Raw genomic sequence first — 15,405 nt, forward strand, 5'->3', positions numbered from 1 at the left:
AAAGCCGACTATCAAAGTCGGCTTATTTATCGTTATTCGATTATTTCGTACCAAAGATCTTATCGCCGGCATCACCGAGCCCCGGGATGATGTACCCGTGCTCGTTCAGTCCCTGATCGACAGAGGCGGTATACAGCTCAACGTCCGGGTGCGCTTTCTCCAGCGCCGCGATCCCTTCCGGCGCCGCGACCAGCACCAGCACCTTAATGCTGTTACAGCCCGCATTTTTCAGCAGGTCGATGGTGGCGATCATAGAACCGCCGGTTGCCAGCATTGGGTCAACCACCAGCGCCATACGCTCGTCGATGTTAGACACCAGCTTCTGGAAGTAAGGAACCGGCTCAAGGGTTTCTTCGTTACGGTAGATCCCCACCACGCTGATACGCGCGCTTGGCACGTGCTCCAGCACGCCTTCCATCATGCCGAGACCGGCACGCAGGATTGGCACCACGGTAATTTTCTTACCTTTGATCTGCTCAACCTGTACCGGGCCGTTCCAGCCTTCGATGGTCACTTTTTCCGTTTCCAGATCGGAGGTCGCTTCGTAGGTCAGCAGGCTGCCCACTTCAGAAGCCAGTTCGCGAAAACGCTTCGTGCTGATGTCATGCTCACGCATCAGGCCCAACTTGTGTTTAACGAGTGGGTGTTTCACTTCCACAATCTTCATTCTCTTTCTCCTCTGAGGCGGCATCCGCAAAAAAATCGCGGGATTATACCGCTTTTTTCGGATTGCGCCATACCCATCTTGCTTGATGTACATCAATCAAAAACAAAAAAACCGGAGGCTGGGCTCCGGCTTGGGTGCGGGGTTCTGCCGGGTGGCGCTAACGCTTACCGGGCAATTATAGCTGCTCGCCGTTGCTCGCAATCACCTGCTTATACCAGTCGAACGACTTTTTCTTACTGCGGTTCAGCGTGCCGTTCCCTTCGTTATCTTTATCGACAAAGATAAAGCCGTAGCGTTTTTTCATTTCGCCCGTTCCGGCAGACACCAGGTCAATGCAGCCCCACGGGGTGTAGCCCATCAGATCCACGCCGTCTTCCACCACCGCTTTTTTCATCTCGCTAATATGCGCGGCGAGGTAATCAATACGGTACTGATCGTTTACGGTGCCGTCGCTCTCCTGCACGTCGATCGCGCCAAAACCGTTTTCAACGATAAACAGCGGCAGCTGATAGTGATCCCAGAACCAGTTCAGGGAGTAGCGCAGCCCCACCGGGTCAATCTGCCAGCCCCAGTCGGATTTCTGCACGTACGGGTTAGAGACCAGGCTTTTGCTCTCGTCGTAGTCCAGCTGCGGGTTGTCCGCCGTCGCCTTGGTGGCGAAGGACATGTAGTAGCTGAACCCGATGTAGTCCACGCAGCCCTGCGTCAGCGCCGCTTTATCTTCTTCGGTGATATCCAACGCGAAGCCGCGACGCTCGAAGTAGTTGAGCAGATGCTGCGGGTACCTGCCGCGCACGTGCACGTCGGTGAACCAGTAGCGGCGGTGCATGGCGTTCATCGCCATCATCATGTCGTCCGGCGCGCAGGTCAGCGGATAGATAGGACACATGGCAATCATGCAGCCGATCTGCAGCGACGGGTTAATCTCGCGTCCCGCCTTCACCGCCAGGGCGCTGGCCACCAGCTCATAGTGCGCGGCCTGGAACATCACCGGCTCGCGGTCTTCGCCCGGCGCATACTTCAGCCCGGAGTTGGTAAACGGCGCAAAGTCTTCGTGGAAGTTAGCCTGGTTGTTGATCTCGTTAAAGGTCATCCAGTACTTCACTTTATGCTGGTAGCGCTGGAAAACCACTTTTGCAAAACGAACGAAGAAATCGATCAGCTTACGGTTGCGCCAGCCGCCGTATTCGGTGACCAGATGGAAAGGCATCTCGAAGTGAGAAAGCGTGATCACCGGTTCGATGCCGTACTTCAGGCACTCGTCGAACAAATCGTCATAGAATTTCAGGCCAGCCTCGTTAGGCTCAAGCTCGTCCCCTTTCGGGAAGATCCGCGTCCAGGCGATAGAGGTGCGGAAGCACTTGAACCCCATCTCGGCAAAGAGTTTGATGTCTTCTTTATAGCGATGGTAGAAATCGATGGCTTCATGGTTAGGGTAATTTTTCCCGTCCAGCACGCCGTTGGTGATTTCACGCGGCACGCCGTGCGCGCCTGCGGTCATCACATCGGCCACGCTCACGCCCTTGCCGCCCTCTTTCCAGCCGCCTTCGAGCTGGTGCGCCGCTACGGCCCCACCCCACAGAAAACCTGCTTTAAATCCTGACATTTGCTTTCCCTCATTCTGCGTTATTTTCTGCAAAAACAGTTACAGAAACCGGTTTCAGTTCGATGATGTGCAAAGGGAATACCCGTTGCAAGCAGTTCTCAGAAACCGGTTTCATTTTCGTGAACAGAGTCAAGTTTGGCTGCATCCACGGGACAGACAGAAAAAAAGATCCCCACGTCCAGAATAGGCTCGCAAACGTTTGCCTGGACTGTTAGAATTGCGCCGATTTTTCTTACTAGCTATGCAATCGCGTGGGGATTTAAGCCGTGACCAACAAAACTTCTCTCAGCTACAAAGATGCCGGTGTTGATATTGACGCAGGTAATGCGCTGGTTGACCGAATCAAAGGTGTGGTGAAGAAAACCCGCCGCCCGGAAGTGATGGGTGGCCTGGGTGGCTTCGGCGCGCTGTGCGCACTGCCGCAAAAATATCGTGAACCTGTTCTGGTCTCGGGTACTGACGGCGTAGGCACCAAACTGCGCCTGGCGATGGATTTAAAACGTCACGACACGATCGGTATCGATCTGGTCGCGATGTGCGTGAACGATCTGGTGGTACAGGGCGCAGAGCCGCTGTTCTTCCTCGATTACTACGCGACCGGCAAACTGGATGTGGACACCGCAGCCAGCGTGATTAGCGGTATCGCCGAAGGCTGCCTGCAGTCCGGCTGTGCGCTGGTCGGCGGCGAAACCGCGGAAATGCCGGGCATGTACCACGGTGAAGATTATGACGTCGCAGGCTTCTGCGTCGGCGTAGTAGAAAAATCAGAAATTATCGACGGCAGCAAAGTGGCCGACGGCGATGTGCTGATCGCGCTGGCCTCCAGCGGTCCGCACTCAAACGGTTATTCCCTGGTACGTAAAATCCTCGAAGTGAGCGGCTGCGACCCGCTGACCACCGAGCTGGACGGTAAACCGCTGGCTGACCATCTGCTGGCACCGACCCGCATCTATGTGAAAAACGTGCTGGAACTGATCGAGAGCGTCGACGTTCACGCCATTGCTCACCTGACCGGCGGCGGCTTCTGGGAAAACATCCCGCGCGTTCTGCCGGACAACACCCAGGCGGTGATCGACGAATCCTCATGGCAGTGGCCAGCCGTCTTCAACTGGCTGCAGACCGCAGGCAACGTGAGCTCTCACGAAATGTACCGCACCTTTAACTGCGGCGTGGGTATGGTTATCGCCCTGCCAGCAAGCGAAGCGGATAAAGCCGTTAAGCTGCTGACTGAAAAAGGTGAAAACGCGTGGAAAATCGGTACGATTAAAGCTTCCGATTCCGAACAGCGTGTGGTCATTGAATGAAAAACATCGTGGTGCTCATTTCCGGCAACGGAAGCAATTTGCAGGCAATCATAGACGCCTGCAAACAGAAGAAAATCAATGGCACCATTCGGGCAGTCTTCAGCAACAAGGCCGACGCGTTCGGCCTTGAGCGCGCGCGGGAAGCGAACATTCCCGCGCACGCGCTGGAAGCCAGCCAGTTCGCCGGGCGTGAGGCCTTTGACCGCGAACTGGTGCAGGAGATCGATGCCTACGCGCCGGACGTGGTGGTGCTGGCGGGTTACATGCGTATCCTGAGCCCGGCATTTGTCGAACACTTCGCCGGACGTCTGCTGAATATTCACCCTTCTCTTCTGCCGAAATATCCCGGCCTGCACACCCATCGTCAGGTGCTGGAAAACGGTGACGAGGAGCACGGCACCTCTGTCCATTTCGTGACCGACGAACTGGACGGCGGCCCGGTGATCCTGCAGGCAAAAGTGCCGGTCTTTGACGGCGACAGCGAAGACGACGTGACCGAACGCGTACAGACCCAGGAACATGCCATTTATCCGCTGGTGGTAAGCTGGTTTGTTGAGGGGCGTCTGGAGATGCGCGACGGCGCAGCCTGGCTGGACGGCGTGAAGTTACCCCCGCAGGGTTATGCGGCCGAAGAGTAGTTTGTTATGTCGGGTGGCGCTGCTGTGCTTACCCGACCTGTACATTGCATTACCCGATATTCCCTTCTCCAACCCTCTAAATTCCCCAACAAAAAAAATAACTGTCATACTTTTCTGGCACTGTTGGACATATCGTGGAAATGCTCGCCATAATAAGGACGAGACGGATTTACCACGTCCTGTGATTGAACTGGAGTGTGAGCTGTAATGGGTCAGGAAAAGTTATATATCGAGAAAGAGCTAAGCTGGTTAGCATTCAACGAGCGTGTACTCCAGGAAGCGGCAGACAAAAGTAACCCGCTGATCGAGCGTATGCGTTTTTTGGGCATTTATTCCAACAACCTGGATGAGTTCTACAAGGTTCGCTTTGCCGAACTGAAGCGGCGGATCATCATCAGCGAAGAGCAGGGGTTAAATTCCCACTCGCGCCATCTGCTTGGAAAAATCCAGTCTCGCGTTATGAAAGCCGATCAGGAATTTGATGGCCTCTACAACGAGCTGCTGCTGGAAATGGCGCGCAACCAAATCTTCCTGATTAACGAACGCCAGCTCTCCGCCAACCAACAGACCTGGCTGCGCCACTACTTTAAACACTATCTGCGCCAGCACATCACCCCTATTCTGATTAACCGCGAAACCGATCTGGTCCAGTTCCTGAAGGACGATTACACCTATCTGGCGGTCGAAATTATTCGCGGTGAGAATATCAGCTACGCGCTGCTGGAGATCCCGTCCGATAAGGTCCCGCGCTTTGTGAACCTGCCGCCGGAAACCCCGCGCCGTCGCAAGCCGATGATCCTGCTGGATAACATCCTGCGCTACTGCCTGGACGACATCTTCAAAGGTTTCTTCGATTACGATGCGTTAAATGCCTATTCCATGAAGATGACCCGCGACGCCGAATATGACCTGGTGCACGAGATGGAAGCCAGCCTGATGGAGCTGATGTCCTCGAGCCTCAAGCAACGTCTGACGGCCGAGCCGGTCCGCTTCGTCTATCAGCGCGACATGCCGGACGCGATGGTCGAAATGCTGCGCGAGAAGCTGACCATCTCCCGCTACGACTCGATCATTCCCGGCGGGCGCTACCACAACTTTAAAGACTTTATTGGCTTCCCGAACGTCGGCAAAGCCAATCTGGTGAACAAACCACTGCCGCGCCTGCGCCACCTTTGGTTCGATAAATTCCGTAACGGATTCGACGCCATCCGCGAGCGCGATGTCCTGCTTTACTATCCGTACCACACCTTTGAACACGTGCTGGAACTGCTGCGTCAGGCGTCGTTCGACCCGAACGTGCTGGCGATCAAAATCAACATTTACCGCGTAGCAAAAGATTCCCGCATCATCGACGCGATGATCCACGCGGCGCACAACGGCAAGAAAGTGACGGTCGTGGTCGAGCTGCAGGCACGATTTGACGAAGAGGCGAACATCCACTGGGCGCGTCGTCTGACGGAAGCGGGCGTGCACGTTATCTTCTCCGCGCCGGGGCTGAAAATTCACGCCAAGCTGTTCCTGATCTCCCGTAAAGAAGGTGACGACGTGGTGCGTTACGCCCACATCGGTACCGGGAACTTTAACGAGAAAACCGCGCGTATTTACACCGACTACTCGCTCTTAACCGCCGACGCGCGCATCACCAACGAAGTGCGTCGGGTATTCAACTTTATCGAGAACCCGTACCGCCCGGTCAACTTCGACTATCTGCTGGTGTCACCGCAGAACTCGCGCCGCCTGCTGTACGATATGATCGACAAAGAGATCGCCAACGCGCAGAACGGCTTGTCGTCGGGCATCACGCTGAAGCTCAACAACCTCGTTGATAAAGGACTGGTGGACAGGCTGTATGCGGCATCCAGCTCCGGCGTTCCGGTTAATCTGTTGATTCGCGGTATGTGTTCGTTGATCCCGGAACTGGAAGGCATCAGCGACAATATTCGCGTGATCAGCATCGTTGACCGCTATCTGGAACATGACCGGATCTACATTTTCGATAATGCAGGCGACAAGCGGGTTTATCTTTCTTCTGCAGACTGGATGACGCGCAATATTGATTACAGAATTGAAGTCGCGGCTCCGCTGCTGGACCCGCGCCTGAAACAGCAGATCCTCGATATTATCGAGATTTTGTTTAGCGATACGGTGAAAGCACGTTATATCGACAAAGAACTCAGTAATCGCTACGTACCGCGCGGCAATCGCCGAAAAGTGCGGTCGCAGCTGGCGATTTACGATTACATCAAATCACTCGAGCAACCCGATTAACCTATGCCGATAAATGATAATACGCCACGACCGCAGGAGTTTGCCGCGGTCGATCTTGGTTCAAACAGTTTCCACATGGTCATCGCCCGTGAGGTAGATGGTGCGTTACAGATCATCGGTCGTCTGAAGCAGCGCGTGCATCTGGCCGATGGCCTGGACGCGCGCAGCATGCTCAGCGAAGAGGCGATGGAGCGCGGCTTAAACTGCCTGTCGCTGTTTGCGGAACGCCTGCAGGGTTTTTCACCCTCCAGCGTTTGCATCGTGGGAACGCATACGCTGCGTCAGGCGCTGAATGCGCCGGAGTTTCTCAAGCGCGCGGAGAAGGTTATCCCCTACCCGATTGAGATTATTTCCGGTAACGAAGAAGCGCGTCTGATTTTTATGGGCGTGGAGCATACGCAGCCGGAGAAAGGCCGCAAGCTGGTGATCGACATCGGCGGCGGCTCAACGGAGCTGGTGATTGGTGAAGACTTCGAGCCGCGTCTGGTGGAAAGCCGCCGCATGGGCTGCGTCAGCTTCGCGCAGATGTATTTCCCGGGCGGCACTATTACCCGCGAAAACTTCCAGCGCGCGCGCATGGCCGCCATCCAGAAGCTGGAAAACCTGGCGTGGCAGTATCGCATTCAGGGCTGGAACGTGGCGCTGGGCGCATCCGGCTCGATTAAAGCCGCCCATGAAGTGCTGCTGGCGATGGGTGAAAAAGACGGAATTATTACCCCTGAGCGTCTGGTTCTGCTCACCGAAGAAGTGCTGAAGCATAAAAGCTTCGATGCCCTGAGCCTGCCGGGCCTGTCCGATGAGCGGAAATCGGTCTTCGTACCGGGGCTTGCGATCCTGTGCGGCGTGTTCGATGCGCTGGCGATTAAGGAGCTGCGTCTTTCTGACGGCGCGCTGCGTGAAGGCGTGCTGTACGAGATGGAGGGCCGCTTCCGCCATCAGGACATTCGCAGCCGCACCGCGCAGAGCCTGGCGAACCAGTACAACATCGACCGCGAACAGGCGAAGCGCGTACTGGAAACCACGGAGCAGATTTACGATCAGTGGCAGGAGCAGAATCCGAAGCTGGCACATCCGCAGCTTGCCGCCCTGCTGAAATGGGCCGCGATGCTGCACGAAGTGGGGCTGAACATCAACCACAGCGGGATGCATCGCCATTCGGCCTATATTCTGCAAAACAGCGATCTGCCCGGCTTCAACCAGGAGCAGCAGACCATGATGGCCACCCTGGTGCGTTACCACCGTAAAGCCATCAAGCTCGACGATCTGCCACGCTTCACGCTGTTCAAGAAAAAGCAGTTCCTGCCGCTTATTCAGCTGCTGCGTCTGGGCGTGCTGCTCAATAACCAGCGTCAGGCGACGACGACGCCCCCAACGTTAAAACTGAAAACAGACGACCACCACTGGACGCTGAGCTTCCCGCACGACTGGTTTAGCCAGAACGCGCTGGTACTGCTGGATCTGGAAAAAGAGCAGCAATACTGGGAAGCGGTCACCGGCTGGCTGCTCAAAATTGAAGAAGAGAGCGCCGACGTCGCGGCGTAATGTCTCAGGCGTCTGCCTGAGACGCCTCTTCTTCAGACAAGGATTCAAGTGCAACCGGCTTGCCGATCAGATAGCCCTGTACATAATCGATACCTAGCGCGTGCACCGCGCTACGTATCTCTTCAGTTTCCACATACTCCGCCACCACCAGCATGTTCTTCATTCGCGCCAGATGGCAAATCGACGCCACTATCTGATAATCCAGACTGTTGTTGACGATGTTGCGAATGAAGCTGCCGTCGATTTTGAGAATATCGGCGTCCACGCTTTTCAGCCGCGCATAGCTCGCGTAGCCGGTACCAAAATCATCAATTGCAATGCGCACCCCCATTTTTTGCAGCTGTCTGAGGGTCTGTTCCGCCTGCTGCGCGCTGCCGAAAGTGCTGCACTCTGTCACTTCAACGATCAGTTGCCACGCCTCCACGGCGTATTGTGTCAGCAGGCGGCTCACCTCGAGCGGAAACTGCGCCCTGCACACGGTTGGAGGGGCCAGATTAATGGCAAAGCGTTGACCGGGCAGCCTGTCACGATGCTCTGCCAGGAAGCGTAGCGTATGTTCCAGTACCCACAGGTCGACGCGTGATGACAGCCCAAACTCCTGCGCGACGGGCAGGAACCGATCGGGAGAAATTAATTCCCCGTTCTCGTCTGGCATCCTGAGCAGCACTTCATGATAGCAATCGCCACGCAGGCCGCGAACGGGCTGAACCATCAGAGTGAACGCGTTTTTATCGAGCGCACTTTGCAGGCGGCTCATCATCGCGACTTTATCTTTCAGGCTGCGCTGTAAATGTACGGCACCACGCTGCTGGAGATTCTCAGGGTGGTTGGTCGAGAGCGACAGATCGGCAACAACGCCCAATTCCCCCAGAACCAGATAAAGATGGTTAACCGGAGAGCGGACATAGCAGTAGCTGACACCCACCTGAGGCTGCAAGGGCATGCCGTCCCAGAGAAAGCGGAACTGCTTGATATGTTCATCCAGCGTATCAATACGCTGCTGATGCGACTCGGCGTTGAGCCTCACCGCCAGGTCGCAACCGGTCAGATGATAGACCCGCTCATTGTGCTGAAGCGTGCCATTAATCCAGTGCGCCAGCTGCTGCTTGTACTGAATGCGCAGCAGCACACCGTAGTTGCGCCCCAGCACTTCCAGTTCCGGGATGCGCAGTAAGCACAGCGCCGACCAGGGGTTTTTAGCAAGCTCGCGCGACAACGCGCGCAGGTTGGGCATGTGCACCACCGGGTCGAGCAGCGCCAGCCTGCGGGATCGTGTATTCACGGCACGCTGGCGTGTCGCCAGCATCGACATATAAATCACCACAAACGAAAAGACCAGATAGCTGGATGAGGTGATGGCCAGCTGAATGTCATAGGCCTGGTGCAGCGGAATGTAGCGGTAGAAAAAGTGAATCGACACCAGCAGCACCGGCGTCCAGATTATCGACATCAGCTTATAGCCAAAACGCATTGCTCCCCAGAGCATCACCGGCATCAGTAGCGATAAGGTGTAGTTGGTGCTGAAAATTGAGCTGTTTTCATTCATCGGCTGCAGCAGCAGCGAAAGCAGTCCAGCCAGTGCTATAGCCCAAATCACCAGCTCAACGGTCGTCACTTTTTTGTCTATCTGGGCGCGGATTTGGGACATCAGCCCGTGAATGTAGCGAGGATGGCGTATCAGACGAATGAGCAGATAGCTCAGCGGAACGCCGGTCAGTCCGCTGACCAGCAGCGCCTGATAGTTAATGAGCGTTCGTATGTTAAGGGGATTTAATCCCGCAAGACTCTGACGGCTCTCATAGATGCCAAGGTAAACCGCAAACTGAAACAGCAGCAAAAACAGTGTTGCGGGGCAGAAAGCCTGCCAGAAAATGCGCTGCGCCATCAGCCGTATATCCCCATAGGCCGTCATATTGCGTCGTGGGGCAAACACGCGGTAACCGCCCCAGCTGAGCACTAAAGGGATGATAAAATGGAAAATCCCGGCGACCGTTTCAAACATCCCAACAGACGCGTAGTAACGGAAAAACAGCGCTAACACGATCCCGGGAAGGGCTTCCAGACCAAAAAACATCATCAGTGAAAGCAGGAAAAAGAGAGGTAAATAGTAGAGCGTCACAATACCGTCGCCCAGTTGCGCGAAGGTATTTACCACACTAAGAACAGGCAACAGCGCGATGGGTAATATAAACGGCAGAGCCCACCAGCGATCTTTATTTTTTTTCAGGATAGAGAGAATGTTCATAGATGCCCGTTTAAAACCCTTTCGTTCCAGAGGGTATAAGAAGACAGACAGGCATCCAACCTGACATACTCGTCGTCCGGCAATGTACGGAACGGACGCAGTGGAGGAGGGATTTTAATTATCGGCGCAGGGAAACCGTTGACATAAATCAAACTAATTTATTCAAATAAACCTTTCTTATGATTTTTTAGGCTCTTTTTCCGGAACTTATCAATACGATAAATAGATATATTATTTTTAATAACATGAATTAATGTAAACATTGACGGTTATTTACACATCGCAGAATTGACCCTTTCTTCCCGCTGTGCCTTAATATCCGCATCGCCCGGAAGGGTATACCCAGGAAAAACACAGTGAGTCAGGCCACGCGTATGCACAAACGACACCGATTTAACACCCGGATGACCCGCATCATACTGCTCATCAGCTTCCTGTTTTTCTTTGGCCGCTTTGTTTACTCCTCCATCGGCGCCTGGTATCACCACCAGGACAAAATCCAGTCGCAGCAAACCAGCCTGACCGTCGAAACGCCCGAACGCTAGCGTTCCGGATGCTGTTGCAGGATCCGAATAATGCCTGAAATCCCTTTGCTTAGGATCTTATCCTGACGCATCACCACAGCCAGCTGCCGTTGCAGTACGGGCGAGAGAGAACTGACGCATAATCCTTCACGGTCTGCCTTCTGCTCCACCGCCATTTTCGGCACGATGCTGTAGCCAAGCCCCGAACGCACCATCCGTTTGATAGCCTCAATGCTGCCGAGCTGCATAGCCGGTGCAATCGTTAAGCCGCTTGCCTCAAACCAGCCGTCAATCAATGCCCGGGTTCCGCTGCCCGACTCAAAGGCAATCAGCGGTAGCGTATGGAGTGCATCAGGCCTTAAGTCTGTAAACATCGCCTGCTGCGCCTGCGACGCGATAAACACGAATTCTTCGTCCATCACCGGCATCACGTCCAGCGCTCTCCCGCTGACGGGCAGCGTCACCAGTCCCATATCGAGTCGATTTTCTTCAATAGCGCGAACAATATCGAGCGTATTGCCCGTCGTCACGCCTACGCGTAAAAGCGGATAGTCACTGCGCAGTTGCTGCAGCAATGGCGGCAGAAGATGAATACAGGCGGTCGCGCCCGTGCCAAGCGTAATGGTGCCGCTGACGTCGTGATTAAACGCCCTAACGGAACGAAGGGTTTCATCGACTGCCTGTTCAATGCGCTCACCGTGTACCAGCAATGCCTGCCCGGCAGCCGTTGCTTTAATCCCCCGCCCCGTACGCTCCACCAGACGCGTTTGCAGAAACTGCTCCAGCTGGCGTATTTGCAGACTGACGGCGGGCTGGGAAATGCCCAGCACATCCGCCGCCGCTGAAAAGCTGCCGCGCTGGATCACCAGACGGAACGTGGCGAGATAGCCCAGATTAAGCGTCGTCATTCAAAGTTTCTCTTATACCGCGCATAAGGTTGCTGACCTGCCAGCACAATACCGCGCTCGCTATGCTCTGGACAACTGCATAACGGAATGAAAGACAATGGAAACACCTGCCCTGCCTCGCCACCTTGCCCTCGCTGCCGGGTGCAATCAACTCATCAACTGGGGGATCTCGTTTTATATGCCCGGCACTTTAGCGCTGGCGATTTCAGCCGACCGGGGCTGGTCGTCACCGCAGATTTACCTTGGCCTGACGCTGGCGATGCTGGTGATGGCGGCGGTTTCGCCGTTTGTAGCCCCCCTGCTGGCGCGCTTTGGCGGTCAGAAGGTGGTCATGAGCGGCACGCTGCTGATTGCCGCTAGCTGCGCGGGTATGGCGTATACCCATACGCTGTCTGGCTGGTACTGCGCCTGGCTACTGTGCGGCGTCGGGATGCGCCTGTCGCTGTACGATGCGCTATTCGCCGCGCTGGTGAATCTCTACGGACAGCAGGCGCGAAGAACAATCTCACGCGTGACGCTGGCGGGCGGGCTGGCCTCCGCCGTCTTCTGGCCGCTGGGCGATGGTCTTCTTCAGGTGATGAGCTGGCAGGAAGCGCTACACGTCTATGCTCTCTTCGGCCTGCTGAGCGCGACGCTGATTCTCTCGCTTCCCCACCAGCGGTTGACGGTAACCGCGAAAACCACCGCGCCGCTTCAGAGCAATGAACGACGCAACGGCTGGCTTTATGCCGCCTTCATTGCCCTTATCACCTTTGTCTCTAACGGCACCTCTACCCATCTGCCGGAGTTTATCACCCACTTCGGCCTGCCGGTCGCCATCGGCATGCTATGGGGGATAGGCCAGACGGCTGCTCGCTCGCTGGAAGTGCTGGCGGGTGCCCGCTTAACCCCCTTCAAACTCACGCTTTTCACCGCGCTCGCCATGCCACTCTGCTTTCTGGTTGGGCTAAGCAGTTCCCAGTTTGTCTGGTGCGCAGCCGGGTTTGTGCTGGGTTACGGTGCCATCAACGGGTTGGTCACCATCGTGAAAGCCACGCTGCCGCTGGAACTGTTTAGCACCGAAAGCTATGCCCGCCGTACCGGCATGCTGCTTATCCCCGGCCAGCTGATGGCGGCAGCCTCACCGTTTGCCTATGCGTGGCTGAATAAAACGCTGGAGATCGCGGGTGCAATGTGGGTTTCAACGGGGCTGACGCTGGTGATTGCCGGGCTGGCGATAGCGATTGTGCGCTGTCCACGCAGGCATAGTGTATCGCACTGTATCCAGAACCCTGCGCTGACAAACGGGTACAAAACGCCGCCTCCGGCAAATATCTCCGATACATAAAAATGGTTTTCTTTCCCTGTCGCCATTCAGAACCGATGAGGAGAGAACCTGATGATTCGTCGCTATGCACTTATCCCCCTGCTTGTCCTGGCATCTGTAGCACATGCCCGGGCCACACCGCTGGACAACCTGAGCGCCGCGGACGTTAACGGCCCCGCCGCCGTTGCCCCGCTTGCACAGCCGCAACCGCCCGCAAAACTGATCGTCGATCCGCCCCTTGCCGGGCCGCTAAGCAAAGGCGCGGTGTTTATTCAGTACCGCGCCGAAAACCTGCGCATCGAGCCGGTATTCGGCCCCGAAGCGCTCAAGGTCACCCCGCGCATCGGGCACATTCACGTGGTGGTGGACGGCGCGTCGTGGCACTGGGCTGACGCCAGCGGAGAGCCGGTGATCCTGGTGGGGCTGCCTGCCGGTAAGCACAAGGTGACGATTATTTTGGCCGACCCGACGCATAAGCCGCTCGACCACAAAACCGTTGAATTCACCGTCCCGCCCCACGCGGCGGTCCACCATTTTTAATAACCCGTCAGTTGAGCAGGCGAGGCGGATCCTGTGAGCACAATTTTGCCCGGCGGCGCTGCGCTTGCGCGGGCCTACGATTTCGTAGGTCGGGTAAGCGCAGCGCCACCCGACAAGAAAGGCCGCCTCAGCCGCCCCTCTCCGCGGGATAATCCCGATTAATCCACGCGTGGTCCTCCTCCCAGGTGAACATCCATTTGCGCACCGGCCCGGCCATCACGTTGAGGTAGTAGCTGTCATACCCGGCCATCGTCGCCACCGGGTGGTAGCCCTTCGGCACCATCACCACATCGCGGTTGTAGACCGCCATGCACTCATCCAGCGTTCTGTCGTCGGTGTAAACGCGCTGCATGCAGAACCCCTGCTCCGGGTTGAGGCGATGGTAGTAGGTCTCTTCCAGGTAGGTCTCCTGCGGCGGATTATCCGTGTCGTGCTTATGGCTCGGGTACGAACTGGTGCAGCCCTCATTGGTCCACACCTCCACCACCAGCAGGCTGTCGGCGGGCCTGTCTTCCGGCAGAATGTTGTGCACGTAGCGCTGGTTGTGCCCCTTGCCGCGCGCCTCGCCGTCGATATCCTGCGGGGCAATCAGCCGCGTCGGATACGTGCCTTTGCCCGGCGCGGCGCAGACCGCCAGCTCCAGCTTCGTCAGCGCCTTCACCTGCACCGTCTCTTGCGGGGTGACGTAAACCGCCCACGGCTTGATGCGCTCGAACGGGCTCATACGCTCGCCGATGTCGTTAAACTGCGCGGAAGGCGTGCTGAAGGAGGCGCGCCCGGCGACCAGCACCAGGCAGCGCTCTTCGCTGACGGCGGGCAGCGTCAGCTGCTGCCCCTCCTGCAGCTCATACGCCTCAAAGCCAACATATCCCCAGCCGGCGCGTTCCGGCGTGACGGACTGGGTGCGCCCCTCCGCGTTCGGCTGTTGCCAGCGTGATAACAGACGTGACATGTTCCCTCCTCAAATCAGTCCGGCATCGCGGGCCAGGCGGCTCAGGTTGCTGTACCCCAGACGGGCGTAGGTCAGCGGATGGGCAATCGCCGGATCCTGCTCGGCCTCCACCACCAGCCAGCCGTGATAGTCCTGCACCTTCAACAGCCGCATAATCGGCGGGTAATCCACAGAGCCGTCGCCCGGCACGGTAAACACGCCGCTCAGCACCGCATCGAGGAAGCTGGTTTTGCGGTTTTTCACGTCCGCCAGCACGTCGGCGCGCACGTCTTTGCAGTGAACGTGGTTGATGCGCGACGCCCAGCGCTGCGCCACCGCCAGCGGATCGGCCCCGGCAAAGGTCAGATGACCTGTATCCAGCAGCAATCCAACCGCCTCCCCGGTGTGAGTCATCAGGTTGTCCACGTCCTCGGCGGACTCAATCACCGTGCCCATATGGTGATGGTAGGCAATCTGCACGCCCTGCTGCTGGGTATAGCGGGCAAACTCGGTGAGCTTCTCGCCATACTCCTTCCAGCGCGCCTGCGGGAAGCGCGGGCGCAGATGCACCGGGGTCTGCTGCTCGCCGTGAATGCAGCCGCTCACTTCCGCAAAGACCAGCACCTTCGCCCCCAGTTCGCGCAGCAGCGTCAGATGCGGCTGCACGGCGGCGATCTCCTCCTCCACGCTGCGCTCCAGCAGGCGGCCGGAGTACCAGCCGGAGACCAGCTGCAGGTCGTGGCGCTGCAAAATCGGGCCAAGCAGGCGCGCTTCTCGCGGGAACTTATTACCCAGCTCGAAACCGGCGAAACCGGCCTCTTTCCCTTCGCTCAGACAGGTCTCCAGCGACGTCTCCGCGCCGAGAGAAGGCAGATCGTCGTTCGTCCACGTCAGCGGGTTAATGCCTAATTGCACACTCATTGTCG

13 protein-coding genes are annotated in these 15,405 nt (G+C 56.8%); 7 read left to right on the plus strand and 6 right to left on the minus strand.

Features of this window, described 5'->3' with window-relative positions; all coding sequences use genetic code 11:
• Window positions 1-40: 40 nt before the first annotated feature.
• Together upp and HV355_RS05050 are read right to left on the minus strand one after the other, a co-directional pair.
• The gene (upp, locus tag HV355_RS05045; protein ID WP_010433852.1) at window positions 41-667 is read right to left on the minus strand and encodes a uracil phosphoribosyltransferase; all 627 of its coding nucleotides are present in this window, start codon (window positions 665-667) and stop codon (window positions 41-43) included.
• A gap of 175 nt (window positions 668-842) precedes the next feature.
• Window positions 843-2,273: a 6-phospho-beta-glucosidase gene (locus tag HV355_RS05050; RefSeq protein WP_108416700.1), complete on the minus strand. Its 1,431-nt coding sequence runs from the start codon at window positions 2,271-2,273 to the stop codon at window positions 843-845.
• Window positions 2,274-2,539: 266 nt separating this feature from the next.
• On the opposite strand from HV355_RS05050, the gene purM reads away from it, so the two are divergent.
• From purM to ppx, 4 genes are all read left to right on the plus strand, one after another.
• Entirely contained in the window at window positions 2,540-3,577 is a 1,038-nt protein-coding gene (gene purM, locus HV355_RS05055; RefSeq protein WP_108416701.1) for a phosphoribosylformylglycinamidine cyclo-ligase, read from the plus strand.
• Entirely contained in the window at window positions 3,574-4,215 is a 642-nt protein-coding gene (purN, locus tag HV355_RS05060) for a phosphoribosylglycinamide formyltransferase (protein WP_182401083.1), read from the plus strand. The genes purM and purN overlap by 4 nt, the downstream gene beginning before the upstream one ends.
• A gap of 207 nt (window positions 4,216-4,422) precedes the next feature.
• Window positions 4,423-6,483: a polyphosphate kinase 1 gene (ppk1, locus tag HV355_RS05065; protein WP_010433862.1), complete on the plus strand. Its 2,061-nt coding sequence runs from the start codon at window positions 4,423-4,425 to the stop codon at window positions 6,481-6,483.
• A 3-nt stretch (window positions 6,484-6,486) separates the two neighbouring features.
• Window positions 6,487-8,025 (plus strand): exopolyphosphatase, encoded by a 1,539-nt coding sequence (gene ppx, locus HV355_RS05070; protein WP_089597845.1) that lies wholly within the window; start codon window positions 6,487-6,489, stop codon window positions 8,023-8,025.
• Between the two features lie 4 nt (window positions 8,026-8,029).
• Here ppx and HV355_RS05075 read toward each other — a convergent pair whose 3' ends face one another.
• Complete coding sequence (locus tag HV355_RS05075) at window positions 8,030-10,270, minus strand: EAL domain-containing protein (protein ID WP_126816153.1); 2,241 nt, start codon at window positions 10,268-10,270, stop codon at window positions 8,030-8,032.
• Between the two features lie 356 nt (window positions 10,271-10,626).
• On the opposite strand from HV355_RS05075, the gene HV355_RS05080 reads away from it, so the two are divergent.
• On the plus strand, window positions 10,627-10,815 hold the full coding sequence (locus tag HV355_RS05080; protein ID WP_042717858.1) for a YfgG family protein: 189 nt from the start codon (window positions 10,627-10,629) through the stop codon (window positions 10,813-10,815).
• Here the strand turns inward: HV355_RS05080 and HV355_RS05085 are convergent.
• Window positions 10,812-11,702 (minus strand): LysR family transcriptional regulator, encoded by an 891-nt coding sequence (locus HV355_RS05085; RefSeq protein WP_100165766.1) that lies wholly within the window; start codon window positions 11,700-11,702, stop codon window positions 10,812-10,814. The two genes, HV355_RS05080 and HV355_RS05085, sit on opposite strands and share 4 nt — an antisense overlap.
• Window positions 11,703-11,799: 97 nt before the next feature.
• On the opposite strand from HV355_RS05085, the gene HV355_RS05090 reads away from it, so the two are divergent.
• On the plus strand, window positions 11,800-13,029 hold the full coding sequence (locus tag HV355_RS05090) for an MFS transporter (protein WP_182401085.1): 1,230 nt from the start codon (window positions 11,800-11,802) through the stop codon (window positions 13,027-13,029).
• A gap of 51 nt (window positions 13,030-13,080) precedes the next feature.
• On the plus strand, window positions 13,081-13,548 hold the full coding sequence (locus HV355_RS05095) for a DUF6130 family protein (protein WP_182401087.1): 468 nt from the start codon (window positions 13,081-13,083) through the stop codon (window positions 13,546-13,548).
• A gap of 127 nt (window positions 13,549-13,675) precedes the next feature.
• Here HV355_RS05095 and iolB read toward each other — a convergent pair whose 3' ends face one another.
• A complete protein-coding gene (gene iolB, locus HV355_RS05100) occupies window positions 13,676-14,500 on the minus strand; it encodes a 5-deoxy-glucuronate isomerase (protein ID WP_182401089.1) in 825 nt (274 codons plus the stop codon).
• A gap of 9 nt (window positions 14,501-14,509) precedes the next feature.
• On the minus strand, window positions 14,510-15,400 hold the full coding sequence (iolE, locus tag HV355_RS05105) for a myo-inosose-2 dehydratase (protein WP_182401091.1): 891 nt from the start codon (window positions 15,398-15,400) through the stop codon (window positions 14,510-14,512).
• Window positions 15,401-15,405 lie beyond the last annotated feature (5 nt).

Origin of the sequence: Enterobacter sp. RHBSTW-01064 (assembly GCF_014103035.1) — a bacterium.
In the GTDB taxonomy this organism is placed as follows: Bacteria; Pseudomonadota; Gammaproteobacteria; order Enterobacterales; family Enterobacteriaceae; genus Enterobacter; species Enterobacter mori.